Source organism: Desulfoprunum benzoelyticum (assembly GCF_014201505.1).
GTDB lineage: Bacteria > Desulfobacterota > Desulfobulbia > Desulfobulbales > Desulfocapsaceae > Desulfoprunum > Desulfoprunum benzoelyticum.
In genome coordinates this window covers 25,620-49,067 of sequence record NZ_JACHEO010000006.1, presented here as the reverse complement: position 1 = coordinate 49,067, position 23,448 = coordinate 25,620, and the positions used below count along the sequence as shown (strand labels likewise).

25 protein-coding genes and 4 tRNA genes are annotated in these 23,448 nt (G+C 59.3%); 14 read left to right on the top strand and 15 right to left on the bottom strand.

All coding sequences use genetic code 11. The annotated features are described in order from the left end of the window. Positions 1–44: 44 nt before the first annotated feature. The 9 genes from HNQ81_RS07105 to HNQ81_RS07065 form a co-directional block, all read right to left on the bottom strand. Positions 45–1,085 (bottom strand): acyltransferase family protein, encoded by a 1,041-nt coding sequence (locus HNQ81_RS07105; RefSeq protein ID WP_183349738.1) that lies wholly within the window; start codon positions 1,083–1,085, stop codon positions 45–47. 66 nt (positions 1,086–1,151) lie between these two features. Then, on the bottom strand, positions 1,152–1,574 hold the full coding sequence (locus HNQ81_RS07100; protein WP_183349737.1) for an acyl-CoA thioesterase: 423 nt from the start codon (positions 1,572–1,574) through the stop codon (positions 1,152–1,154). 89 nt (positions 1,575–1,663) lie between these two features. Continuing rightward, a complete protein-coding gene (gene scpC / locus HNQ81_RS07095) occupies positions 1,664–3,163 on the bottom strand; it encodes a succinyl-CoA:acetate CoA-transferase ScpC (protein ID WP_183349736.1) in 1,500 nt (499 codons plus the stop codon). Further along, positions 3,160–4,113: an aldo/keto reductase gene (locus HNQ81_RS07090; protein ID WP_183349731.1), complete on the bottom strand. Its 954-nt coding sequence runs from the start codon at positions 4,111–4,113 to the stop codon at positions 3,160–3,162. Before HNQ81_RS07090 ends, scpC begins: the two co-directional genes overlap by 4 nt. Before the next feature lie 165 nt (positions 4,114–4,278). Continuing rightward, on the bottom strand, positions 4,279–4,431 hold the full coding sequence (locus tag HNQ81_RS07085) for a hypothetical protein (RefSeq protein ID WP_183349729.1): 153 nt from the start codon (positions 4,429–4,431) through the stop codon (positions 4,279–4,281). A 27-nt stretch (positions 4,432–4,458) separates the two neighbouring features. Beyond that, a tRNA-Leu gene (locus HNQ81_RS07080) sits at positions 4,459–4,545 on the bottom strand. A gap of 151 nt (positions 4,546–4,696) precedes the next feature. Further along, positions 4,697–5,887, bottom strand: coding sequence for a pyridoxine 5'-phosphate synthase (locus HNQ81_RS07075; RefSeq protein WP_337833430.1), 1,191 nt, complete (start codon positions 5,885–5,887; stop codon positions 4,697–4,699). Between the two features lie 90 nt (positions 5,888–5,977). Continuing rightward, positions 5,978–6,940 carry a PhoH family protein gene (locus HNQ81_RS07070; RefSeq protein ID WP_183349727.1) on the bottom strand — a complete coding sequence of 321 codons (963 nt, stop codon included), beginning with the start codon at positions 6,938–6,940 and terminating at the stop codon, positions 5,978–5,980. Between the two features lie 7 nt (positions 6,941–6,947). Continuing rightward, the gene (locus HNQ81_RS07065) at positions 6,948–7,817 is read right to left on the bottom strand and encodes a thioredoxin domain-containing protein (protein WP_183349726.1); all 870 of its coding nucleotides are present in this window, start codon (positions 7,815–7,817) and stop codon (positions 6,948–6,950) included. Here HNQ81_RS07065 and HNQ81_RS07060 point away from each other — a divergent pair. The 9 genes from HNQ81_RS07060 (at position 7,816) to HNQ81_RS07020 (ending at position 15,526) form a co-directional block, all read left to right on the top strand. Beyond that, complete coding sequence (locus HNQ81_RS07060) at positions 7,816–7,965, top strand: hypothetical protein (RefSeq protein ID WP_183349724.1); 150 nt, start codon at positions 7,816–7,818, stop codon at positions 7,963–7,965. The two genes, HNQ81_RS07065 and HNQ81_RS07060, sit on opposite strands and share 2 nt — an antisense overlap. Before the next feature lie 308 nt (positions 7,966–8,273). After that, a tRNA-Leu gene (locus HNQ81_RS07055) sits at positions 8,274–8,356 on the top strand. A gap of 136 nt (positions 8,357–8,492) precedes the next feature. Continuing rightward, a complete protein-coding gene (gene tig, locus HNQ81_RS07050; RefSeq protein ID WP_183349722.1) occupies positions 8,493–9,803 on the top strand; it encodes a trigger factor in 1,311 nt (436 codons plus the stop codon). 128 nt (positions 9,804–9,931) lie between these two features. After that, positions 9,932–10,534, top strand: a complete 603-nt coding sequence (gene clpP / locus HNQ81_RS07045; protein WP_183349721.1) for an ATP-dependent Clp endopeptidase proteolytic subunit ClpP — start codon at positions 9,932–9,934, stop codon at positions 10,532–10,534. Position 10,535: 1 nt separating this feature from the next. After that, the gene (gene clpX, locus HNQ81_RS07040; protein ID WP_183349719.1) at positions 10,536–11,795 is read left to right on the top strand and encodes an ATP-dependent Clp protease ATP-binding subunit ClpX; all 1,260 of its coding nucleotides are present in this window, start codon (positions 10,536–10,538) and stop codon (positions 11,793–11,795) included. A gap of 64 nt (positions 11,796–11,859) precedes the next feature. Further along, on the top strand, positions 11,860–14,217 hold the full coding sequence (lon, locus tag HNQ81_RS07035) for an endopeptidase La (RefSeq protein WP_183349918.1): 2,358 nt from the start codon (positions 11,860–11,862) through the stop codon (positions 14,215–14,217). Positions 14,218–14,290: 73 nt separating this feature from the next. Beyond that, positions 14,291–14,366, top strand: a tRNA-Val gene (locus HNQ81_RS07030). 16 nt (positions 14,367–14,382) lie between these two features. After that, positions 14,383–14,459, top strand: a tRNA-Asp gene (locus HNQ81_RS07025). Between the two features lie 440 nt (positions 14,460–14,899). Next, on the top strand, positions 14,900–15,526 hold the full coding sequence (locus tag HNQ81_RS07020) for a hypothetical protein (RefSeq protein WP_183349717.1): 627 nt from the start codon (positions 14,900–14,902) through the stop codon (positions 15,524–15,526). A gap of 41 nt (positions 15,527–15,567) precedes the next feature. Here the strand turns inward: HNQ81_RS07020 and HNQ81_RS07015 are convergent, their stop codons facing one another. Further along, a complete protein-coding gene (locus HNQ81_RS07015) occupies positions 15,568–15,993 on the bottom strand; it encodes an iron-sulfur cluster assembly scaffold protein (protein WP_183349715.1) in 426 nt (141 codons plus the stop codon). A gap of 368 nt (positions 15,994–16,361) precedes the next feature. Between HNQ81_RS07015 and HNQ81_RS07010 the strand changes: the two genes are divergently transcribed. The 3 genes from HNQ81_RS07010 to extKL all read left to right on the top strand — a co-directional run bounded on the left by HNQ81_RS07010 (position 16,362) and on the right by extKL (position 20,370). Further along, complete coding sequence (locus HNQ81_RS07010) at positions 16,362–17,549, top strand: MFS transporter (protein WP_183349713.1); 1,188 nt, start codon at positions 16,362–16,364, stop codon at positions 17,547–17,549. Between the two features lie 163 nt (positions 17,550–17,712). Then, positions 17,713–18,798: a DUF4388 domain-containing protein gene (locus HNQ81_RS07005; RefSeq protein ID WP_183349711.1), complete on the top strand. Its 1,086-nt coding sequence runs from the start codon at positions 17,713–17,715 to the stop codon at positions 18,796–18,798. Between the two features lie 267 nt (positions 18,799–19,065). Continuing rightward, positions 19,066–20,370, top strand: coding sequence for a multiheme c-type cytochrome (seleno)protein ExtKL (extKL, locus tag HNQ81_RS07000; protein WP_350297500.1), 1,305 nt, complete (start codon positions 19,066–19,068; stop codon positions 20,368–20,370). Between the two features lie 217 nt (positions 20,371–20,587). Here the strand turns inward: extKL and HNQ81_RS06990 are convergent, their stop codons facing one another. The 3 genes from HNQ81_RS06990 to HNQ81_RS06980 form a co-directional block, all read right to left on the bottom strand. Next, positions 20,588–20,863: a BrnA antitoxin family protein gene (locus tag HNQ81_RS06990; protein ID WP_183349707.1), complete on the bottom strand. Its 276-nt coding sequence runs from the start codon at positions 20,861–20,863 to the stop codon at positions 20,588–20,590. Between the two features lie 130 nt (positions 20,864–20,993). Next, complete coding sequence (locus tag HNQ81_RS06985; protein ID WP_183349705.1) at positions 20,994–21,326, bottom strand: type II toxin-antitoxin system HicB family antitoxin; 333 nt, start codon at positions 21,324–21,326, stop codon at positions 20,994–20,996. A 93-nt stretch (positions 21,327–21,419) separates the two neighbouring features. Next, entirely contained in the window at positions 21,420–21,731 is a 312-nt protein-coding gene (locus HNQ81_RS06980; protein WP_183349703.1) for an addiction module antidote protein, read from the bottom strand. Positions 21,732–22,099: 368 nt separating this feature from the next. Between HNQ81_RS06980 and HNQ81_RS06975 the strand changes: the two genes are divergently transcribed. Both HNQ81_RS06975 and HNQ81_RS06970 read left to right on the top strand, forming a co-directional pair. After that, positions 22,100–22,372 (top strand): type II toxin-antitoxin system TacA family antitoxin, encoded by a 273-nt coding sequence (locus tag HNQ81_RS06975; RefSeq protein ID WP_183349701.1) that lies wholly within the window; start codon positions 22,100–22,102, stop codon positions 22,370–22,372. Beyond that, complete coding sequence (locus HNQ81_RS06970; RefSeq protein WP_183349699.1) at positions 22,360–22,848, top strand: GNAT family N-acetyltransferase; 489 nt, start codon at positions 22,360–22,362, stop codon at positions 22,846–22,848. Before HNQ81_RS06975 ends, HNQ81_RS06970 begins: the two co-directional genes overlap by 13 nt. Before the next feature lie 38 nt (positions 22,849–22,886). Here HNQ81_RS06970 and HNQ81_RS18075 read toward each other — a convergent pair whose 3' ends face one another. Together HNQ81_RS18075 and HNQ81_RS06960 are read right to left on the bottom strand one after the other, a co-directional pair. Further along, positions 22,887–23,153 (bottom strand): type II toxin-antitoxin system RelE family toxin, encoded by a 267-nt coding sequence (locus HNQ81_RS18075; protein ID WP_183349697.1) that lies wholly within the window; start codon positions 23,151–23,153, stop codon positions 22,887–22,889. Further along, complete coding sequence (locus tag HNQ81_RS06960; protein WP_183349695.1) at positions 23,140–23,373, bottom strand: plasmid partition protein ParG; 234 nt, start codon at positions 23,371–23,373, stop codon at positions 23,140–23,142. The genes HNQ81_RS18075 and HNQ81_RS06960 overlap by 14 nt, the downstream gene beginning before the upstream one ends. Positions 23,374–23,448 lie beyond the last annotated feature (75 nt).

Here is a 23,448-nt window from a genome sequence, read left to right as displayed (position 1 = left end):
CGAGCTCCGGCGCCGGCGGCTGGTCCGGGTCATGCATCGGCTGGTTACGGACGTTGACCGCTGGTTGCCTTGATGTAGCTGAGAATCCGACCAGGCTGGGGGAGATGGGCCAGTGCCATGGCGAATGCATACGCAGCCAAATATACAACTATTACGACCAGGACAAAAACAAATAGATTGGCGGCGACCGAATGGATCAGCCGGCCGCCGGCAATCAGGGTCTGTTTGAGGATGATATGATGGACCAGAAACGCCGGGTAGGCGTAGCGGCTGAGAAAGGAAATCGCCGGTCGCAGCGGTTTCCAGGGCGCAAAGCGAACGGCATAGGCGATGCCGACGAAGACCACCATGCCGTAGATGTTCATCGTGATGGAGCCCAGACTTTGAAAATCGAAGGTCGAGGCCGAGAGCAGGATCATCGCCGCCAGGGCGATCAGGAGATGGCCGACCGGCCGATTGTCGCTGAAGCGGGTGAGGAAAAACATGCCGAAGACGAATTCCGCGAGCCGGAACAGCGGCAGGCGCTGCAACGGGAAGGTCAAGGTGTAATGGTGCTGGAGCAGGAGGACGACGGCGGCGCACAGGGTCAGGGTCAGGATGTCGTTTTTGACGAAGCAGTGTCGGATTGCGGGATAGATCAGGTAGAGGACGATGATGCAGCCGAGGAACCACTCGCCGACGAGGTAATAGGTCGGGACGACGGTGGACAGGAGACCGTCGAGGCCGATGAGCGTCAGGGCGAAGGCGAATGGGCTCCGTTCGGCCGAGAACTGGTATTGGTGGAGCACCAGGGCCAGTCCCATGAAGGTTGCATAGACGAGGTAAAACATTGGAAATATCGCCCGAATGCGTTTGCTGTAAAACGTCGGGACGTCAAAATCGCCTTTCGTGCTCTGGGCCAGGGAGGCGCCGGAGAGAATGAGAAAGAGGCTGACGCCGATCTCACCGAGGAAGGTGTAGTTCCGGACCAGCAGGAAATCGGCGGAGACCAGCCGTTCCGTCCACACGTTGTAGTGAAACAGGATGATCAGCAGAGTGGCGAATACACGAATGAAATCGAGGTAGTAGAGTCTTTCTTTCGGCATTGCGGTTCCAGCTGGGAGGCTCTCCGGTTAGAGGTTGACGCCGATGACCGGAGCCGCCATGGCCCATTATATCTCCGGCTCGCCGTAGACCTGACGGTAGGCCTGAAGGAAGACGGCGGGAACGCGGGTGACCTTGCGGGTCTGGTAGTCGAAGGCGAGGAGCAGGGTCGAGCCGGACAGCACGACCTTGCCGTCGGCCTTGCGTTTGACCTCGTACTGCATCGGCAGCCGGCGTTCACTGCATTCGGACAGCCATACCCGGGTCTCCAGCACGTCATGGACCAGGACCTCCTTGAGAAAGTGGACGGTGGCCTCGACGATGATCAGACCTTTGCCGTTGCCGATATCGGCCTCGGAGAAACCGAGGCTCTGCAGGAAACGGTACCTGGCGTCGTGAAAGATCAGCAGTGACCGCTCGTTGCCGAGATGGCCGCCGTAATTGATGTCGCCGATGGTGACGACGTACTCCGATGAATAGGCCTTTTCCATGATACGCTTTCTCCTGTAAGTGGTCGCTTCGGCGTCTGTGTCGCCGCTGTGGCCAATGGCGCCTCCACTGTTCGTCCGCCGCCCCGGTTTCAGCAATCCTTCCGCATGCTGCCGGTGCGCAGGAACCGCTGGTGCATCGCGAACACCTCGCTCAGGTCGTGCGGCTCATGGCCGCCGTTTGCATGGATCGCCCGCTGGTAATATTCCCACAGCATTTCGCGGTAATCGGGATGGGCGCAGGTGGTGATGACCTGTTCGGCGACCTGCCGCGGCGTCAGCGGCCGGGTGTCGACGAGACCGTGTTCGGTGACGATGATGTCGACCGAGTGTTCGTTGTGATCGACATGGGAGACCATCGGCACGATCGCCGAGATCCTGTCGCCCTTGGCGGTGCTCGGGGTGACGATGAAGGTCAGGGCGCCGTTGCGGAGAAAATCGCCGGAGCCGCCGATGCCGTTCATCAGCTGCGAGCCCATGACGTGGGTCGAGTTGACGTGGCCGTAGATGTCGACCTCGATGGCGGTATTGATGGCGATGACCCCGAGGCGGCGGATGACCTCGGGCGAGTTCGAGATCTCCACCGGCCGGAGGACGATCTTGTCCTTGTAGCGATAGAGTTCGTTGAAGAAGCGCTGCCGTCCCTTGTATGAAAGGGTCATCGCCGAGCCGGAGGCGACGCGCACCGTCCCCATGTCGATCAGATCGAGGACCGAATCCTGCAGCACCTCGGAGTAGATGTCGAGGTTGTGGTAGAAATCGTCCTCGAGAAAGCCGCTCAGGACGGCGTTGGCGACATCGCCGACCCCCGATTGCCAGGGCAGCGAGGCCGGCAGCCGTTTTTTGCTGATCTCGTGGCGGACGAAATCGAGAATGTGCTCGGCGATGCGGCGGGCCGCCTGGTCCGGTGGGGTGAAGACGGCGCAGCAGTCCTCCTCCTCGCTGAACAGAATGGCGACGACCCGGCTCGGGTCCATATCGATGTGGGGCTTGCCGATCCGGTCGGCGGCCCGGTAGATCGGGATCGGCATGCGGTAGGGCGGATCCTCGGGGATGAAGATGTCGTGCAGACCATAGAGTTCTTCGGGCTCGTGGGTGATCTCGATGATAATCTTATCGGCCTTCTTGACATAGGTCGGGGTGTTGCCGACCGACATCGTCGGGATCAGGTTGCCGTCCTCGGTGATCGCCACCGCCTCGACGATCGCGACATCGACGGGGCCCCAGTTGCCGGCCCGGACCTGGCCGGAGAGCATCGACAGATGATCGTCCTTGAAGCGGATCTGGTTGTCGTTGATCAAGCGGCGCATGGTCCGGTCGCTCATGTACGGTCGGCGCCAGGCCACCACTCCGGCCTCGGCGAGGATGCCGTCCACCGACTCGCCGGTCGAGGCCCCGGCAAAGAGGTTGACCTTGAACTCTTCCCCCGCCTGCGCCCGTCGCACCAGTTCCCTGGGCACCAGTTTCGGGTAGCCGGAGGTGAAACCGGAGATGAAGAGGTTGGTCCCGTCCTGGATATGGGCGGCGGCGGTCCCGGCGTCGGTGACCTTGTCGCGCAGGGGCGGGTAGTGAATACGTGCGCGCCGGCTCATTCGTCCCAGATCCCGGCGGTGGTGTACGGGGAACCCTCGGACTGCCAGAAGCTGCCGTCGACGTAGCGGTAACCGCGGTCGAGTTCGGCGATGGCCGCCATGTCCGCGGCTTGAAGTTCGACCGTGACGGCCTGAAGATTCTGGCGGATCCGCTTGGGTTCCACCGATTTGGGGATGACGATGACGCCGCGGGCCATGGCCCAGGCAAGGAGGACCTGGCTGACGGCGCACCGATGGCGGTCGGCGATCCCCTGGAGCACCGGATCCTGGAGCAGAACCGGTTCGCCGGCCGATTTCAGAGCCTTGGGCCGATCGCCGGAGCCCAATGGGGAGTAGGCGGTCAGCATGATGCCCTGGCCACGGCAGTAGTCGAGCATCGCCTGCTGCTGCAGATAGGGGTGGATCTCGACCTGGTTCATCAGCGGCGGGACCGTCGCCTGGCGATGGAGGTCGTCGAGCTTTTTGATCGAAAAGTTGCTGACGCCGATGTGTCTGACGACCCCTTTGCCGAGGCATTCCTCCATCGCCTGCCAGGTGGCGATGATCGGCATCTCCTCGAGCGACAGCCAGTCCTCGCGGCTGCGGGGATAGCTGACCTCCGCCTTGAAGGCGACCGGCCAGTGGATCAGAAACAGGTCGAGGTAATCGAGCCGGAGATCATGCAGGGTCTTGAGGAGGGCGGGGAGGACCTGGTCGGGTTGGTGGGCGTTGTTCCACAGTTTGGAGGTCACCCACAGGTCTTCCCTGGTGACGGCGCCGGCCTTGATGGCCTCGCCTATCGCGGCGCCGACCTCGGACTCGTTGCCGTAGGCCGGGGCACAGTCGATATGGCGATACCCTGCCGCGATCGCCTCTTTGACGGCGGCATAGACCTGCCCCGGTTTCGATTTCCAGGTGCCGAGGCCGATGATCGGGACGAGCGGGTGGTTGCGGTCGGGTTGAAGCTCCATAACGTACTCCACGGTGAAGGTGATCGGAATGCAGTCCCCAAGGACGGGCGGTGGGCGGCGGGACTGTCAGTTCATGATAGGAGGGAAAGGCGCAAAGATCAAGCCCGGGTTCGGTCCCGGCACACCGTTCCGCGGCTTGCCGGGGCGGCCGCGATCGTGTTTCTATTACAGTCTTTTCAAATAGAAACGGTAGTAACCGACGAGGTTGCTGGTGATGAACAGGGCCTCCATGACGACGGCGGCCAGGGGCAATCCTGGCGGTCGGCTGCACCTCGTGTGCTGTTTTATCCGCGGGTCGGAAAAAAGAAAAGGAGGCAAGGAACAATCCTTGACCTCCTGACTTGCTGGTGCCTGGGGCGGGAATCGAACCCGCACTGCCTTGCGGCAACGGGATTTTAAGTCCCGGGTGTCTACCAGTTCCACCACCCAGGCGGAATGTGTGTTCATACCATATCGATTGTTGCGGTGTCAATCGCCAAAATTGCCGCCAATGAAGCCGCAGCCGGCCAGTATCCTACTGTAATTTAAGGTGTTATCGCATCCAGACGAGACGCTCGGCAGCTCTGCCGCCGAGACCGATCGATCAATAGCGGGCCTCGCGGATGATGGTGAGCATCTCCCGCACCGCGTGGTTCAGGCCGGTGTAGACGGAGCGGGAGATGATGGCATGGCCGATCGACAGCTCGTCGATCCCCTCCAGCGCCGCGATCGGGGCGGTGTTGCGGTAGTCGAGGCCGTGCCCGGCGTTGACCCGCAGGCCGATGCGGCAGGCCTCCTCGACGGCGGCGGCCACCAGCTGGAACTCCTGGTCGCGGGCCAGTTCGGTGGCGGCGTCGCAGTAGCGGCCGGTGTGGATCTCGACGTAGGTCGCGCCGATGTCGTTGGCGGCCTGTATCTGGGCGGGATCGGGGTCGATGAAGATCGACACCGGGATGTCGCGGGAAGCCATGCTCTTGATCGTCTGGGCCAGCTTGCGCTTCTGGGCGATGACGTTGAGCCCGCCCTCGGTGGTCAGTTCCTGGCGCTTTTCCGGCACCAGGGTGACCAGATCCGGCCTGAGGTCGAGAGCGAAGTTTATGATCTCCCGGTTGGCGCCCATCTCGAGGTTGAGCCGGGTCTTGACGGTCTGGCGCAGCAGCAGGACGTCGCGGTCCTGGATATGGCGTCGGTCTTCCCGCAGGTGGACGACGATGCCGGAGGCGCCGGCGAGTTCGCAGATTGCGGCGGCGGCGACCGGATCGGGTTCGATGGTGCCGCGGGCCTGGCGGATCGTGGCGACATGGTCGACATTGATGGCAAGGGAAGGCATGGGGGTTCTCCTGTGGGTGGTAAGGCGGGCAAGCAATTCTTCTTCCCGCGCCTGCATCCGCTGTTCTTCCGCCGGCGACCGTTCATGATCGTAGCCGAGCAGGTGCAGCAGGCCATGGGTGACGAGCCAGAGCAGGCGGTGATCGAAGCTCTGGCCGAATTCTCTCGCCTCGCGACCGGCGGTGTCAAGGGAAATGACGATGTCGCCGAGTTCGGCGACCGGCAGTTCGGCCAGGGCGGGATCGATGCCGTCGGCAAAGGGGAAGGACAGGACGTTGGTCGGCTGGTCCTTGTGGCGGTAGCGCCGGTTCAGCTCCTGGATTTCGGCGTCGGCGACCAGGTGCAGGCTGACGGTGTAGCCGCCGGCGTCGCACTCCCGGAGGAGCTGTTCCGTCAGGCGCCGCAGCCGCCGCCGGTTGACAAGGACCGCGGCGCGGGGATGGTTGATCGACAGGGCTACCGGCACGGCGAAACGATGGCTGGGGGGAGTGGGATCGGCACCGGGACGGTCAGGAATCGGTCGGCGGCAGGATCCGGCGGCATTGCCGCCGCAGCCTCAGTTTGCAAGTGTCTCATAGGCCTGGATGATCTTTTGCACCAGCGGATGACGGACGACGTCGATCTTCGAAAAACTGCAGAAGGCGATCCCCTCGACCTGTTTGAGGATATGGCGGGCCTCGAGCAGGCCGGAGTTTTTCTTGATCGGCAGGTCGACCTGGGTGCTGTCGCCGGTGATGACGGCGCGGGAATCGAATCCGATGCGGGTAAGAAACATCTTCATCTGCTCGCGCGTGGTATTCTGGGCCTCGTCGAGGATGATGAAGGCGTTGCTCAGGGTCCGGCCGCGCATGAAGGCCAGCGGGGCGACCTCGATGATCCCCTGCTCGATCATGTCGAAGCTTTTCTCCGGTCCGAGCATGTCGTGGAGGGCGTCATACAGTGGCCGCAGGTAGGGATTGACCTTCTGGGCGAGGTCGCCGGGCAGGAATCCGAGCTTCTCGCCGGCCTCGACCGCCGGGCGGGTCAGAACGATCGACCGGACCTGGCCGCTGACCAGCGCCGAAACGGCCATCGCCACCGCCAGGTAGGTCTTGCCGGTGCCGGCCGGGCCGATGCCGAAGACGATGTCGTTGCTGCGGATGGCGTCGATATAGATCTTCTGGTTCGGAGTCTTCGGCGAGATGATCCGGTTCTGGGTGGTGACGTAGACCTTGTCGAGAAAGATCTTGTCGAGCCGTGCCTTCGAGGAGGCGCCGAGGATCTTGAGGCCGAAGGCGAAGTCGGAACTGAAGACCGGGTGGCCCCGGCCGATCAGGTCGTAGAGCTGGGTCAGCAGTTCGACGGCGATTTCGACATCGTGGCGAAAGCCGGTGACCTGCACATCGTTGCCGCGCACGTTGATCTTGACGTTGACGCTCTCTTCGACGATGTGCAGGTTCCGGTTCAGGTCGCCGTACAGCGCACTGGCGCTGGTGTTGTCGGGGAAGTTCAGGTCCTGGCTGATCTGCTGTGGAGGCATGGTTTCGTTACTTGCCCGCCTTGGCCAGCTCTTCGTCGATCATCGCCTGGAATCCTTCCGGCGAGCGCTGTTTCAGCTTCCGGCCATTGATATAGAGGGTGGGGGTGCCGGTGACGCCGGCCTTCTGGGCGTCGGACATGTCCTTGCCGAGTTTCTGGCGCAGCATCGGCGAATTCCGATCGCTCTCGAACCGGGCCATGTCGAGGCCGAGGTCCTGGGCGATCTTGGGGAGCAGGTCGGGACTGAGTTGGGGCGCAGTGAAAAGTTTGTCGTGGAATTCCCAGAACTTGCCCTGTTCGCCCGCGGCCAGGGCGGCAATCGCTGCCGGTTCGGCCATCTGGTGAAACTGCAGCGGCATGTTTTTGAAGACGATTTTCACCTTGCCCTTGTTCTTTTCGTAGATCTGGTCGAGCACCGGATTGAGCTTGATGCAGTACGGGCATTGGAAATCGGTAAACAGGACAATGCTGACCGGGGCCGCGGCATCGCCTTTGACCGGGGAGCCGGCGGTGTCGATGGCGATGACGAAATCGAGGGCGATGGTGGTGAAGGCGGCGGCATCCTGGTCGATCAGATAGAGGAATTCTCCCTGGGGCGAGATATCGAACGCCGTCACGCCCTTGGCGACCGCTATCTTTCCCTGGACCGCCCCGGACTGGTCATGGACCACGATCTGCTGCTGGTCGTTGAGAATGAAGGTGTATTTTCCGTCGAGCGAGCGCACCAGATGCAGGGGTTTGCCGGAAGTGGCCCAGCTTTGCTGCTGGGTCCATTCCAGCTTGTCGTCCTTGCCGGTATACGTCGCCGCCGAAGCCTGGGGGCCGACGGCGAGGAGCAGGGAAAGAACAGTTGTCGGGAAAATCGTGGAGTATCGCATGGGAAAATCCTCTCGATGGGCTGCAGAATTCAGAAAAAAAATGAAAAGGCTGGGTAAAAAACGAAAAAAGGCAGGGTTATTGCCAACAGCATCTGCCATTGTTATTCTTTTTGTGAAGATTGCAACGCTTTTTAACGATGAATACTGACTTTTTCCTGAATTGATCCCGGGATTATCGAAAAAGAACTGGAAAGAGCGTGGTCGAGATGGTAGTTATTGCAAGTTTACCTATTCGGAAATCCATACCCTGGCTGTGTGTCCCGCCCTTGACTGGGTGGGTGATGTGAATTACTCGTGAAATCTGGGAAAAATTCGCTTCATGTCCTGTTCGGTCTCCGTCATGCGGCGACAGCCGGAGCGCACGGGTGGATCGGCAGACGCGACAGCACGGCAGATGATCGAAATTCTCCGTTGGAAATTGGGGAATTGTAATAAAAACAGAGATAAAATACCCGCGCGAGGGTGGCGGAACTGGTAGACGCACCAGACTTAGGATCTGGCGCTTTGGCGTGGGGGTTCGATTCCCCCCTCTCGCACCATGTGATTGATATTCCGGATAACGCCGGATTTGCCGCGGTTGGCGCCGAGAGCTGCGGCGCCGGCGGCTACGTGACGGTAAAAACGATATTTTTCAGGTTTCACTACAATATAACTAAACTGAAAGGATGAAATTTCATGGAAGTACGTGTTGAAGAGATAAGCGCCTTGACGAAGAAAATCACTGTCACCCTGCCTGCAGAGATCGTCCAGCCGAAGCTCGACGAGGCCTATGAGAAGCTGCGGAAGGACATTAAAATCAAAGGGTTCAGGAAGGGCAAGGTCCCACGCACGATCATCGTGAAGACCTACAAACCTCAGGTCGAGGCCGAAGTGGGGGAAAAGCTTGTCCAGGACACGTATTTCGACGCCATCGAAAAGGAAGGTGTCGACCCGGTCGTGCATCCGGAGATCTCCAGCGTCACCTACACTGACGATGGCGCCTTCACCTATGTGGCCAATGTCGATACCAAGCCCCAGTTCGAGCTTGGCGATTACAAGGGTATCGAGGTCGAGAAGCCGCCGGTGACGGTCTCCGAGGAGGAAGTCGAGACTGAGCTCAAGGCCATGCAGAAGAATATGGCGGTGCTGCAGAGCGTCAATGACCGGGTGATTGCCGAAGGCGATGTCGTCGTCATCGATTTTCAGGGTTTCCACAAGGGCAATCCCATCAAGCAGGTCAAGAACGAAGACTATTCGGTCGATGTCGGCTCGGGCCGCATGGGCAGGGAGTTCGAGGAAAAGCTGGTCGGCATGGGCAAGGACGAGGAAGGTACGCACAGCGTCACTTTCCCGGAAAAACATGCCAACCCGATACTGGCCGGCAAGGAAGTGGAGTTCAGGATCAAGGTCAAGGATATCAAGGAACGGGTCCTGGCGCCGCTCGATGACGATTTTGCCAAGGATGTCAACAAGTCCTTTGGTACCTTGGAAGACCTGAAGAACTCGATCCGCGAGCGGTGCCTCCGGGAGAAGGAGCAGGCCGCAGAAGGGGCCTTCACCGACAGGATCATGCAGAAGATTCTCGAGGGCCATGAATTCGAGGTCCCCAACCGTCTGGTGGCCTTCGAGATCGACCAGATGATCAAGCAGACCGAGCAGACCCTGATGAAGAACGGCATCAGCCTCGAGGTCGCCGGTCTCAACCGCGAGGATCTTGCCAAGCAGCATCTCGATATGGCGACGAAGCGGGTCCGGGGCGATTTCATCCTCAAGAAGATCGCCGAAGTCGAGGGAATCAAAGTCAATGACGAGGATCTCGAGCGGGGATTCAAACGGATCGGCGACCAGTACAGCATGACGGTGGAGAAGGTCAAGGAGTTCTTCCAGAGTCGGGACGATCTTCTTCCCTTTATGAATGAACTCTTGAACGAGAAGATCCTGCACTTCCTCAGGGATCAGGCCGTCATCGTCGCCGCTCCGGCGGAGCCGCCTGCCCAGGAAGCCTGATCATCCCGGCAAGAGGGATTGCCAAAAGAGACAAGCGGACGCTCAAGGGCGCCGCACTGTGAATTTCAATCTGGACGACTGCAATGGGCCCCTGCCTCTTGCAGTCGTACCGTTTCAGGAGTGTTGCCATGAATCTAGTACCGATGGTGGTTGAACAGAGTCCCAGGGGAGAGCGTGCCTATGACATCTACTCCCGGCTGTTGAAGGAACGGATCATCTTTCTCGGATCCGGGGTCAACGATGACGTCGCCAATGTCGTCATCGCCCAGCTCCTGTTCCTCGAGGCCGAGGACCCGGACAAGGATATCACCTTTTACATCAACTCCCCCGGCGGTTCGGTCACGGCCGGGATGGCGATCTACGACACCATGCAGTACGTGAAGTGCGACATCGCCACGCTGTGCATGGGCCAGGCGGCGTCGATGGGGGCCCTGCTGCTGGCTGCCGGCAGCCACGGCAAACGCTATTCCCTGCCCAACTCCCGGATCATGATCCATCAGCCGATGGGCGGGTTCCAGGGACAGGCGACCGATGTCGACATCCATGCCCGTGAGATCCTGCGGATGCGCGAGGACCTGAACCGGATACTCGCCGCTCACACCGGCCAGACGATGAAGCGGATCAAGGCCGACACCGAGCGCGACAACTTTATGAGCGCCGCGGATGCCATGGCCTATGGGATTATTGACAAGGTACTGGTAAAACGTGAAGATGTAGCTGAGGAAAAATAATATGGCTGACAACAAGAACAATGAGCCGGAATGCAGCTGCTCGTTCTGCGGCAAGCACCAGAGCGAAGTGCAGAAGCTTATTGCCGGCCCGAATGTGTACATATGCGACGAGTGCATCGAGCTGTGCAACGAGATCGTGCGCGAGGAGGGTGGGGAGCACGGCCAGGCAGAGGAAGTGCTGCCGGCATCGCTGAAGCCGATGGAAATCAAGGCCCATCTCGATTCCTACGTCATCGGCCAGGAATACGCGAAAAAGGTGCTCTCCGTCGCCGTCCACAACCACTACAAACGGATCGACGCCCCGCTGGACAACGAGCAGGTCGAACTGCAGAAATCCAACATCATCCTCATCGGCCCTACCGGCTCGGGGAAGACGCTGGTGGCCCAGACCCTGGCCCGCATCCTCAATGTCCCGTTCTGCATGGCCGATGCGACGACCCTGACCGAGGCCGGCTATGTCGGCGAAGACGTCGAGAATATCCTCGTCAACCTGCTCCAGGCCGCCGATTTCGATATCGAGAGGGCCCAGCGCGGCATCATCTACATCGATGAAATCGACAAGATCGCCCGCAAATCCGACAGTCCGTCGCTGACCCGCGATGTCTCCGGCGAAGGGGTGCAGCAGGCCCTGCTGAAGATCGTCGAGGGGACCGTCGCCTCCATCCCCCCCAAGGGTGGGCGCAAGCATCCGCAGCAGGACCTGGTGAAAATCGATACCACCAATATTCTCTTTATCTGCGGCGGGGCCTTCGTCGGGCTGGAGAATGTCATCAAGCGGCGGCAGGGCACGAAATCGATCGGTTTCGGCGCCAAGGTCGTTGCCGAGCCGAAGAAGGAGCTCGGCCAGCTGCTGGCCACGGTCCGGCCCGAGGATCTGCTGAAGTACGGCCTGATCCCCGAACTCGTCGGACGGTTGCCGGTCATCGCGACGATGGAGGAACTCGTCGAGGAGGACCTGATCCGCATCCTCCGCGAACCGAAGAACGCGCTGACCAAGCAGTACCAGAAGCTGTTCGAACTGGAGGGCATCAAGCTGCGCTTCACCGAAGGGGCCCTGTCGGCCATTGCCAGGAAGGCGCTGGAACGCAAATCGGGGGCCCGCGGGTTGCGGTCGGTCATGGAGACGGCGATGCTCGACGTCATGTACGATCTGCCCTCGAAGAACAATGTCCAGGAGTGCGTTATCAGCGAACAGGTCATAACCAACGGTGATTATCCGGTTATTCTCTACAGCCCGGACGAAAAGTTGAAGACCGCCTGAGAGGTCTTTTGCCACACGAGCATTCAGGAAAAAAGGAGATTTTGTGACAAAGCTTTATCCACTCATGCCCCTTCGCGATATTGTCATTTTCCCGCATATGGTGGCGCCGCTGGTCGTGGGACGGAAACGTTCCATCCAGGCCCTCGAGGATGCGATGGAAAAACGGACCGAGATCCTGCTGGTCGCTCAGAAGGATTCGACGGTCGACGAACCGAGCGAGAAGGAAATCTACTCCTACGGCACCCTGGCCTCGGTGATGCAGCTGCTGCGCCTGCCGGACGGGACGATCAAGGCGCTGGTCGAAGGCAAGACCAAGGCGCGGATCGTCTCCTTCGTCCCCCATGACCGCTTCCTCCAGGCCGAGGTCGAGGAGATCCCCGATGTCGTCGAAAAGAACAGCGAGCTGCTGGCTTACGAGCGGGAGCTGCGACGGTTTTTCGACGAATTTGCCAATACCAACAAGAAAATCGCCAAGGAAGTGGTGAAGTCGGTCAACAGCATCGAGGATTCGTCGAAGCTGGTCGACGTCATCTGCGCTCATTTGCCGCTGCGGGCCGAGGAGAAGCAGGAGATCCTCGAGAGCGAAACCCTGATCGCCCGGATCGAGAAGGTCCTCGAGATCATCTACCGCGAGATCGAGCTCGGTGAACTGGAGAAGGCGATCAACGCCAAGGTCAAGATGCGGATGGGCAAGACCCAGCGCAACTACTATCTCGGCGAGAAGGTGCGCGAGATCCAGACCGAGATGGGGCAGAACGAGAACGGCCTCGACGAACTGGCCGAGCTGGAGGAGCTGATCAACAAGAAAAAAATGCCGCTCCAGGCCCGGGAGAAGGCCCTCAAGGAACTGAAAAAGCTGAAGAACATGCCGCCGATGTCGGCCGAGACGACGGTCGTGCGCAACTATATCGACTGCATCGTCAACCTCCCCTGGCAGAAGAAGAGCAAGTCGCATATCGACATCAACAAGGCCGAGCAGATCCTCGACGAGGATCATTACGGCCTCGACAAGCCGAAGGAGCGGATCCTCGAGTACCTGGCGGTTCAGGCCCAGGTCAAGAAGATCAAGGGGCCGATCCTCTGCCTGGTCGGTCCGCCCGGGGTCGGCAAGACCTCGATCTGCCGGTCGATCGCCCGGGCGATGGGGCGGCAGTTCGCCCGATTGTCGCTGGGCGGGGTGCGCGACGAGGCCGAGATCCGGGGGCATCGCCGCACCTATATCGGGGCGATGCCGGGCAAGATCATCCAGTCGATGCAGAAGGTCAACGTCGCCAATCCCGTCTTCTGTCTCGACGAGGTCGACAAGATGTCGATGGATTTCCGCGGCGACCCGTCCTCGGCCCTGCTCGAAGTCCTCGATCCCGAGCAGAACGTCGCCTTCAACGACCACTATCTCGACATCGACTACGATCTGTCCGAGGTCTTTTTCATCACCACCGCCAACAACCTGCACGGCATCCCGCTGCCGCTCCAGGACCGGATGGAGATCATCCAGCTCAACGGCTATACCGAAGAGGAAAAGCTGAAGATCGCCGAAGGCTTCCTGATCCCGAAACAGCTGGAGGAAAACGGTTTCAAGGTCGGAGACATCCAGCTGACCGACGGGGCGATCCTGGAGATCGTCCGTCGCTATACCCGTGAGGCCGGGGTCCGGAACCTCGAGCGAAGCATTGCAGGTCTCTGTCGCAAGGTGGCGCGCGATCGCCTGAAGAAGAACCTGAAGACGAAGAAATACCGGATCAACGCCCAGGCCGTGCTCGGCTATCTCGGCACCCCGAAATACCGATACGGGCTGGCCGAGGAACAGGACGAGATCGGCTTGACGACCGGGCTCGCCTGGACCGAGGTCGGCGGCGAGCTGCTGCAGATCGAGACGACCCTGATGCCCGGGGCCGGCAAGCTCATCATCACCGGCAAACTCGGCGATGTCATGCAGGAGTCGGCCCAGGCGGCGCTCAGCTACGTGCGCTCGCGGGCCGGGTTGCTGGGATTGGAGCCGGATTTCTATCAGAAACTCGATATCCATATCCACGTCCCGGAGGGGGCGATCCCGAAGGATGGGCCGTCGGCCGGCATCACCATCGCCACGACCCTGGTGTCGGCGCTGGTCAAGGCCCCGGTCCGGCACAAGCTGGCGATGACCGGTGAGATTACGCTCAGGGGCAGGGTGCTGCCGATCGGCGGGCTGACCGAAAAACTGCTGGCCGCCAAACGCGGGAATATCACCCATGTGCTGATCCCGAAGGACAACGAGCGCGATCTCAACGATGTGCCGATCAAGATCCGGAAAAAATTGACGATCGATCTGGTTGAACACATGGACGAGGTCCTGCGTCATGCGATCGTCATGAAGGAGGGCGAAGATCTCTTCAAACGCCCTCAGAACATTGAAATTTCCAGGAAAGCCGCGGCGGTTTTATAATATCTCCCGCCTCGTTTTTTGCTTGACGGAGGTAGGCGAAGCTGGTAAAAACTCCTTCACGCTTTGGTTGCGCGGGCGGGTAGCTCAGCTGGGAGAGCATCGGCCTTACAAGCCGAGGGTCACAGGTTCGATCCCTGTTCCGCCCACCACAACCAGACCTGATTTGGGGTCGTAGTTCAGTTGGTTAGAATGCCGGCCTGTCACGCCGGATGTCGCCGGTTCGAGCCCGGTCGGCCCCGCCAGCAAAATCAAGGGTTTCAGTCAATTCGGCTGGAACCCTTTTTTTGTGCCCGTTGCAACTCGGGAATCCGGACGATCATCTTCTGATGCCGCCGCCGCTCTTTGCTGTTGATTTTTCTCCAGGTAATTGTACCATGAATTCTCCTCCTGTCTGCAGGGGGTTGAGCCCTTCCTGATTGGCCCCCCAGCTTCTTGTCAGGAAGGGCTCTTTTTGTCCCGCTCGATCCCGCCACCGGCAACATCCCCTCAAGCCGTCACGGCCGGCACGGCCGTCACACCCGGCCCCGTTGACCGGAACGGTTTCGGCATTACAGTATCCATGAAGCATGGCGGTCAAGCGGTCGCAGCGACTCGCAAAGCTTCATCGCTCCTCGAGCTTCACCGCCGGAAAACGTCACCGCAGCCGGTCGTCGCATGGCCGGTGCTGGAACAGGGCCTGGAAATGAAAATCTACACCGTCACCTTGTCCGTGCTGTTGCTGCTTGCCGGTCTCTTCCTGCCGCTGCAGCTGTATGGCCACCACACCAGAGGCCATGTGACGCTGCAGTGCGACAGTGAGCAGGTTCTCCAGGATTTCAATGACCGGCTACAGCTCGGCCCCCGCCTGTGCACCATGGTCGAGCAGAAGGACTACGTGACGGTCGAGGATGAATTGACGGCCAAATTCAACGCCATTATCGAACAGGCCAAGTTCGTGCTCAACATGTACCCCAAAAACCTGCACGTCAAGGTCGTCATCCTCCCCACCGCCCAGGACTGTTCGGCCGTATTCGCCAAGAAATATGGGCAACGGGAGAAAAAGATCGCCTACTATTCCCTGTCGGAGAATACGATCTACATCTCGGCGTCGGATACGCGGATCGGGGTGGTCGCCCACGAGCTGGGGCATGCGATCGTCGACTTCTATTTTGCGGAACGGCCGCCCTATCACATCCATGAACTGCTGGCGCAATCGGTCGAGCAGCACCTGGAATCGAGTGAAGAGCTCATCAAGGCGTATCGCCGGATCGATGAGAATGGCGCCATGCTGAAGAACGTCTGCGCCACCTACCCGCGGCGGGAGGAATAGCCCCGCCCGTCATTGCCGCGGCCGTCCGGCCGCGGCCTCCGTCATCTTTTCCGATAAACCTTCTTCCACGGCTCGCGCCGGGTGGCGCTGTAATCTTTCAACGCCTGGTGCAGGGCCTCCACCGCCAGTTCGGCGCAATGGGTATGTTCGGCCGGCAGGGTCTGCAGATACTCCATGATGTCGGCCGGCGTGAGCTGCCAGCCCTCGGCCACGCTTTTGCCCTCCACCAGAGATGCGAGGGTGTTGGCACAGGCGTTGGTGTTGAGACATCCCTGGATCAAAAAGGAGACCGCCCGGATCCGGTCGTCGCGGACGGACAGGTACAGTTCGATGCTGTCGCCGCAGCTGCTGACCCGCTTGCCGTAGCCGTCGGGGTGGGGGACGATTTTCAGGCGGTTCGTCCGGGAGGCCATATCGATGAATTGCGCCGAATGCGCCTGGTCGATAGCGGGAAGTTCAGGTTCCATAATCTTTTTCAACTGTTGTGGAAGAAGGGTGGGGCAATCGCGATGGCATTGAGCGGCCATCCGTTGCTCATCCTTCCGTCTCCGAATGGCGATTGTTTCGAACATGGCACATGATGCATCCGCAGTCTCAACCCCCATTTTAAGGTCAATGCGGTCCGATGTCCATGGGGCGGCGGTCCGAATCTCGTTCAGACCGGCGCCGGGGCCTGGCGCCGGCGCCGCCGCTTCTGATCGTCGATGTGCGAAATTGCTTTGAATTACAGCGATCTGTCGTGTATAGGTGGGAGATCGACGATGATGTGCATGCCTGGCGACCGGCGGCGCCTTCTGCCGCTTGCCCTCACCAAAACACCTGCGAACCACAAGCGATGAAACCATCACTGGCCAGACAGATTGTCGCGGCGCTGTTCTGCCGGCTCCTGCTCAATACCGGGCGACGCTTCGTCTACCCCTTTGCCCCGGCCCTGAGCCGGGAACTGGCGGTACCGCTGGCGGCGATCACCTCGATCATCGCCGCCGGCCAGCTGACATCGCTGCTCGGCCTCTTCAGCGGCCCGCTGGCCGATCGCTTCGGCTACCGGGTGATGATGCGGTCGGGGCTGGCGATGCTGGCAATCGGGATGCTGCTCTGCGGCCTGGTCTCGGAATACTGGCTGGTGTTTGTCGGCCTGGTGCTCGCCAGTTTCGGCAAGACGATCTTCGATCCGTCGATCCAGGCCTTTATCGGCCACAATGTCCCGTTTGAACGCCGCGGCAGGGTCATCGGGATCATCGAAACCGCCTGGGCCGGCTCGACCCTGATCGGCATTCCGGCCATCGGCCTGATCATCGCCGAGGTCGGCCTCAGCGGCGCCTTTTACCTGCTGGCACTGCTCGGCGCGGTCGGCTGGCTGACCATCAGCCGGGTCATCCCGGCCGACGGGCCGGCCGCCGGGGCGGAGACGAGCCGGGTCAGTGTCTTCGCCGCCCTGCCGCAACTGTTCAAGGTCCGGCCGGCCGCGGGGATGCTGGCCTTCGGGTTCTGGATCAGTATCGCCAACGACAGCCTGTTCGTCGTCTACGGCGCCTGGTTCGAGCAGGATTTTCAGGTCAGCATCGCCACCCTCGGTTTCAGCACCGTCGCGATCGGGGCGGCGGAGCTGTGCGGCGAATCGCTGACGGCGCTGTTCGCCGATCGTCTCGGGCTGAAGCGGGCGATGATCCTCGGGCTGGGGCTGGCGATGGCCGCCTACCTCCTCCTGCCCCTCACCGGCAGTTCGCTGTCGCTGGCGATGGCCGGGATGTTTCTGGTTTTTCTGGCCTTCGAGTTTACGATCGTCACGAGCTTTTCGCTCAGCACCGAACTGATGGCGGAGTCGCGGGCGACGATGATGGCCGGCTTCTACGCCACCTCCGGGGTGGGGCGGATGATCGGGGTCCTGGTCGGCGGCTGGCTGTGGCAGATCGGCGGGATTACCGCCGTTGCCTGGAGTTCGGCGGCCTTGACCGGTGTCGGCCTGCTGTCGGTCTGGTGGGGATTGCGTGATTGGAACGGGCAGACGGGGCGCGACCGGTGATCGGCGATGATCGATAAACATTGCTCAATCCAGATCGCAGCCGTAAAATGATTTACATCGGCCCGCCGCCGTTTTTCACCGGCATTCGCCCAAACCGTTTTCCCGGTCGTCGCAATCCGCTGCAATCCGTTCCCGGTTCCAGATCTGAAGCGCGAGGTAAACCGTGAGAAAGCCAGTCGACAAGTTGAACAACGCCATATTCCTCGTCACCGAGGAACGTTCCTGTCCTATTTACAATGTCGGCGAGGAACTCAAGGTCGAAAACTTCTGCCTGTCGGTCCCGGCCTTCAAACCGCAATGCCTTCACCTGTCGCAGGCGATCATGAAAGTCATCACCACCCGGGCGACGTTCAGCGGCCTGCCCAAACGCACCGGCCCCAGGAAGCGCTTCGATTGCGGCGGCTGTCAGGGCCTGATCTACTTTGAATTCAAGAAGGAAAAGGATTTCGCTACGCTGCAGATGAAGCTGCTGATCGAATCCGAGGCCCGGCGGCGCAAGCAGCACCTCGACAGGTTTTTTGCCATATTGCGCAATCTCGACGTCTTCGAAGCCCTCGATGACGACGCCTTGATCGATCTGATCATGCTCCTGGAGATGAAGATTGTCCCGATCGATCGGATCATACTGAAGAAAGACGAGCCCGGCAGCCATCTGTTCATCATCCTCGACGGCCGGGTCGCGGTGATGGACGCGGATGGGTCGAGGATCACCGAATTGGGGCAGGGGGAGATCTTCGGGGAGATGAGCCTGCTCTCCGACGAACCGGTGACCAACGACGTCTACACCATCGCCGATACCCAGGTGGCGATGCTGAGTCTCAAAAATCTGCGCCATGTTCTGAAAAAGTATCCGGTATTGCAGATATTCCTCTTTAAATTGCTGGTCGAGCGGGCCCAGGCGATGACCCTCCGCTCGGGCAATATCACCTCGGGAATGAGCGGCGAACTGGCGGAGATCTCGATTGTCGATCTCCTGCAGCTGATCAACTCCGCCCAGAAGACCGGGACGATCGATCTGGCTCTCGACGAGGGCAAGGCGGTCATCTACTTCAGGGAGGGGGAGATCGTTCATGCCCGGCTCAGGAGCCTCCGCGACAAGGACGCCATCTATGTCATACTCGGCGTCAAGAGCGGGCGGTTCACCTACACCAGGGGGATCGGCCCCGAACTCCAGGAGCTGCCGCCCATCGGCGGGTTCATCGGCCTGATCATGGAAGGGTTGCAGCGGCTGGACGAGGACAGGGAGTGAGCCTCCAAGGGCGCAGGCGATCTCTCCCCGGCCGAGACGACAAGGGCGGGCAGACCTTCATTTTGCACCAGGCTCATTATTGACAAAAATTTTGAGTATCGTACAATGGAAAGGTAAACTCATTGAGATATTTATAATTGGTTGAAAGAATTAGTTTTCTTTCCTCCATCCAACGGAAGTGCGAAGAGGGTGAAGGAGGTGGTGGGGAGGACGTGCCGGCAGTGTCGCTGCATTCATGATCACGTAAACCTTTAGTCAGGAGGAGGTATGAGATTTTTCAAGAGCATGACCGTACTGCTCGGGCTCGCCGTGCCGTTGATGTTGACCGGCGCCCAGGCGGCTGAGGAGAAGAAAGCCAAAACCATTGCCGAACTGGTGGCAATGTACGATTCGAGCGGATGTATCGACTGCCATACGGAAGTTCATGAGCAGTGGCAGAAATCACTCCACGCCCGCTCGATTTTCGGTCCGGAAAATACCGGCAGAACCGCCGCGACCTTCAGGACGACGATCGAGAACGGCTTGATGGAATGGGAGCATTCCGGAGTGCAGGAACCCGAGGATGTCGGCATCAAGCACCTGATGATCTGCGCCAAGTGCCATCTGCCGCAGCTGGAAGATGCCGAGGACAGCGTCGCCCAGGAAATCGTCAAGAACATCTACGCCTTTGCCGAGGATGGCGATGAAGAGGCGGCCGAGACCCTGCAGACGTTGAATATCGGTTGTACCGTCTGTCACGGACGGAATGCCATTATCCATAAGTGGACGGATGGCGTCCCGCAGAAAAATGCAGTCTATGGCACCCAGGATGGCGAGCATGAGGACGAAAACTATCCGGTGATGAAAGAGAGCAAGATCATGAAGGAATCGATCCTCTGCGGTCAGTGCCATGGCCTGGGACCGAATTTCGAGCTGGAAAACCCGACCCAGTGCGCCACGCTCTACGGCGCCCATCTCTATACCTACAAGGCCGAAGGCGGGGTCGAAACCTGCCAGGAATGCCATATGGAGAAGAGCGGGCTCGGTCATGACATGCAGAGCTACCGTTCACCCGAGATGGTCAAGATGGCGCTGCAGGTCGAGGTCGAGGCCGAGGCGTATCAGTGGCGTGACGGTTCGACCATGACGCCGCTGGCCGATGTCATCGTCGAGCTGACGAACAAGGCCGGTCACCCCATTCCGGACGGCTGACCGACCCCAAACCGGGTGGTCCTGTATGTGACCGCGAAAACAGCTGATGGCAAGGTATTCTACGAAAACGAAAAAATCTACATGCCGGTTCCGCAGCAGATGGGCCGGGGCGACAAGATGGGCCGTGGACCGTACGAGAAGAGCGGCATCCTGCGCGATTCCAGCCTGCCGCCGTTGAAGACGACCAGGGAAAAATTCACGATCCCCGTCTACACCGAGGCAACGAAGGACGACAAGCTGGTTCGGACCATCATCGCCAACGACTTCACCGTCGATGTCGAGGTATGGTATCAGCCGTACGGCAAGAAGGATGATGAGGGCAACGCCCAGAAATGGTTTGCCGTCACCAAGAACATGAGCATCGCGAAGGGCGGGAAATAATCCACCGCCTGCGGCATGAGCATCGAAGGCCGGATCCTGCAGTCGGGTCCGGCCTTTTCTGCGTTCAAGGTTCAGATTTCGATCTTTCCGGCCCCGTCATTTCGGCCTTTCTCCGCTGTCATCTCGACTTTCCTCCCCATGTCATCTCGCGCGCCTTGGAGAGATCTCCGCATGAAGATATCTCATTGAAAACACGAGATATCTCGCTGCCGGCTCTTCATGGCCGATGTTCCTTCAACCAGTCGCGGAGAGCGGCGTTCATGCGGCTCTGCCAGCCTTTGCCGCTGGCCTTGAAGGCTTCCAGCACGTCGTTGTCGAAACGGACGGTTGTCGATGTTTTCGCTGCCGTTCCGGCCGGGCGGCCGCGTTTCGGCAAGACCTCGGCCAATTCCCGTGGCAAAATATCGGTTGCCGGTTTGAAATGTTTGAGATCGTCCATGGTCAATTCCCGAACTTCGCCGTCCTTGTCAGTCAGTGGTAAGCGCTTTGCCATAGCGTTTTGCCTCCCTCTCGTTTGCTTTGCGAAAACTGATAACCCGAACGCCACCAGGTACAGGGGTGAAACTCAGCCGGATCGAACGGGCGTGTTTTCAGCGCCATGGTCCATTCCTTCTGGTGGCGATTTACGCATGAGCCGCTTTGTTCAGGACCTCTGCCGCCCACTGGTTCAGACTCTTGCCGGCAGATTCGGCGGCAGCCGCCACGGCAGCGTGGACTTCAGCGTTTACCCGGATCAGGAGCTTGCCGGAATATGGTTTGTTCGGCTGCTGGCCCAGTGACGCGCAGGCATCGAGGTAGTCGTCGACGGCCTCACGAAAAGAGTTTTCCAGTTCGGAAACCGTCTCTCCGTGGAAACTGACAACATCCCTGATACCGATGACGCGGCCCACAAAAATGCGGTCTTCGGCATCAAATTCAACGCGAGCGGCATAGCCTTTGTGGGTCATTGCGTTCATGGCATTATCCTCAACTGTGTCAAAAAATCTCTCGCGCCTTTGACCCTATACCGCAGGGCAGCTTTGTCCGGGTGCGGGCGATGTTCAACATTCTCAACTTGCGGTCGGCAATTGCGTGACCTTGGTCTCCCAGTGCAGGCTAAGCCCCAGGGCTTTCGCTATCTTGGCGATTGTGGCAAACCCCGGGTTTCCTTTTCCGGAAAGCGACTTGTACAGACTTTCCCTGTTGACCCCGGTAAGCCGGGCAATTTCGGACATACCTCTCTTTTTGGCCAGGTAACCAAGGGCGATCAGGAAAACGTGCGGATCTTCATCATTGAAAGCCGCAGACAAATATTCATTTATCTCTTCATCGTTCTCAAGATAATCAAAGGGATTGTATGGGCTGGTCTTTACTTTATCCATATTGTCGTACGGCTTTGCGGTCTTTCAGATTTTTCAGCCACTTGTCGAACGGCTCTGTTCTTTCGATCTCGTATTTCATGGTCACCATGTAGTCCACAGGCTACATCATGTCAAGAAATTCCCCTTACGATTCCGGCCTCCCCCCTTGTCGAGCGCCGGCGAGAAATCTAATTGTTCCCGGTAGGGCGAAAAACGAGGCGCCGCCCTCCCTGTCATTTCATTTCGAAGCGAAGCGAGAAATCTCGTCGTTCCCAATAGGGCGAAGGACAAGATTTCTCCCCCGTTGTCATCAGCAGGCATTGCACATTGACAGCAACCGTGCAAAGTGTATATTGATGTTATATACACAAAAGCACAAGGAGGACCTCATGGCGAACACTGAAACGCGCAAAGCACCGATCAACATCAGGGCATTGGCCGCACAACGCAACCTGATCGACAGCGCGGCGGCAGCGGTGAACAAAAGCCGATCCGATTTCATGCTCGAAGCCGCTTGCCGGGAGGCGGAAAACGTTCTGCTGGATCAACGCCTTTTTTTCGTTCAGGAGGAAGAGTTCGCGGCCTTTGAGGCTGCCCTGAAGACGCCTGCAGCCGAGGCGATGAAGAAAATCCTGGCCGCCAGGGCGCCATGGGAAGATTGACCGCCCCGGAACCAATCACGCCAGGGCATGGTCTCGATCAATTCGATTGCGGGATACAAACGCTGAACCAGTGGCTGCAGCGGCAGGCGCTGATCAACGAAACAACAGGGGCCTCCCGGACGTTTGTTACCTGCGATCATCAGCGGGTTGTCGGTTTTTACGCTCTGGCCACAGGCAGCGTGCGACGCGGAGAGGCCCCGGGCAGGGTGAAACGGGGGATGCCGGACCCACTGCCGGTCATGGTCCTGGGCCGACTAGCCGTTGCCCGGCATTGGCAGAAACACGGTGTCGGCGCCGGACTGTTGAAAGACGCGGTGCTGCGAACCCTCACCGTTTCGCGCAAGGCCGGCATTCGGGCCCTTCTGGTCCATGCCCTTTCCGAATCGGCAAAGGATTTTTATCTCCGGTATGGTTTCCGGGAATCTCCTTTCAATCCGATGACCCTCATGCTGAATCTCACGGATTGGGATGTATAACAGAGGGAGAACGGTGTTCGACGCGATGACAACCCCGGCTATCGCAATTTCCTGTATATTTCCCTGCGATGCGCGATCCTGATGATCCAGATTGTCAATTCCCGGTCTTGAATCGAGTAAACGATTCTGAATAGTCCCTGCCGAATGCGATACAGTTCCTGGCCGGTGAGTTTTTCGCTCCCACGTGGCCGGGGATCTATCTTCAGAGCCTCTATTCTTTGGAGAATCTTCGTCAAAGAGCTCTTTGGTATGCCATCGAGATCCTTCTCGACGGATTTTTTGAAGAAGATGCTATATCCTTCCATCTTTCCTCAATTTTTTTACCATTTGATCATAACTGATCAGCGGCTCGTTTTTCCGCTCCTCACAGGCGAGAATATCTCCCGCATCCTCGGCCAGGGCCTCCTTTACCGCCTGATTGACCAGATCGGTAATCGATCGAGAAGTTTCCAGTGCTTTCAATTTCAGCGCCCTGTGTATCTCCGGGTCAAAATAGATCGTCGCTCTCTTCGCTTGTGCAGACATACAATCACCCCCTGTTTTCAACAGTGTAACGTCATGACGTCATGACGTCAAATATTCGAATGGCACAAGAGGCGC

Coding starts and splice junctions, on each gene's coding strand:
- lon (WP_183349918.1), top strand. CDS start 11,860: ATGCCCCTTCGCGATATTGTCATTTTCCCGCATATGGTGGCGCCGCTG.
- HNQ81_RS07020 (WP_183349717.1), top strand. CDS start 14,900: ATGAAAATCTACACCGTCACCTTGTCCGTGCTGTTGCTGCTTGCCGGT.
- HNQ81_RS07010 (WP_183349713.1), top strand. CDS start 16,362: ATGAAACCATCACTGGCCAGACAGATTGTCGCGGCGCTGTTCTGCCGG.
- HNQ81_RS07105 (WP_183349738.1), bottom strand. CDS start 1,085: ATGCCGAAAGAAAGACTCTACTACCTCGATTTCATTCGTGTATTCGCC.
- scpC (WP_183349736.1), bottom strand. CDS start 3,163: ATGAGCCGGCGCGCACGTATTCACTACCCGCCCCTGCGCGACAAGGTC.
- HNQ81_RS18075 (WP_183349697.1), bottom strand. CDS start 23,153: ATGGAAGGATATAGCATCTTCTTCAAAAAATCCGTCGAGAAGGATCTC.
- HNQ81_RS07070 (WP_183349727.1), bottom strand. CDS start 6,940: ATGCCTCCACAGCAGATCAGCCAGGACCTGAACTTCCCCGACAACACC.
- HNQ81_RS07060 (WP_183349724.1), top strand. CDS start 7,816: ATGGGAAAATCCTCTCGATGGGCTGCAGAATTCAGAAAAAAAATGAAA.
- HNQ81_RS07015 (WP_183349715.1), bottom strand. CDS start 15,993: ATGGAACCTGAACTTCCCGCTATCGACCAGGCGCATTCGGCGCAATTC.
- tig (WP_183349722.1), top strand. CDS start 8,493: ATGGAAGTACGTGTTGAAGAGATAAGCGCCTTGACGAAGAAAATCACT.
- HNQ81_RS07090 (WP_183349731.1), bottom strand. CDS start 4,113: ATGGAGCTTCAACCCGACCGCAACCACCCGCTCGTCCCGATCATCGGC.
- clpP (WP_183349721.1), top strand. CDS start 9,932: ATGAATCTAGTACCGATGGTGGTTGAACAGAGTCCCAGGGGAGAGCGT.
- HNQ81_RS07100 (WP_183349737.1), bottom strand. CDS start 1,574: ATGGAAAAGGCCTATTCATCGGAGTACGTCGTCACCATCGGCGACATC.
- HNQ81_RS06975 (WP_183349701.1), top strand. CDS start 22,100: ATGGCGAACACTGAAACGCGCAAAGCACCGATCAACATCAGGGCATTG.
- HNQ81_RS06980 (WP_183349703.1), bottom strand. CDS start 21,731: ATGGATAAAGTAAAGACCAGCCCATACAATCCCTTTGATTATCTTGAG.
- clpX (WP_183349719.1), top strand. CDS start 10,536: ATGGCTGACAACAAGAACAATGAGCCGGAATGCAGCTGCTCGTTCTGC.
- HNQ81_RS06960 (WP_183349695.1), bottom strand. CDS start 23,373: ATGTCTGCACAAGCGAAGAGAGCGACGATCTATTTTGACCCGGAGATA.
- HNQ81_RS07065 (WP_183349726.1), bottom strand. CDS start 7,817: ATGCGATACTCCACGATTTTCCCGACAACTGTTCTTTCCCTGCTCCTC.
- HNQ81_RS06990 (WP_183349707.1), bottom strand. CDS start 20,863: ATGGCAAAGCGCTTACCACTGACTGACAAGGACGGCGAAGTTCGGGAA.
- HNQ81_RS06970 (WP_183349699.1), top strand. CDS start 22,360: ATGGGAAGATTGACCGCCCCGGAACCAATCACGCCAGGGCATGGTCTC.
- HNQ81_RS06985 (WP_183349705.1), bottom strand. CDS start 21,326: ATGAACGCAATGACCCACAAAGGCTATGCCGCTCGCGTTGAATTTGAT.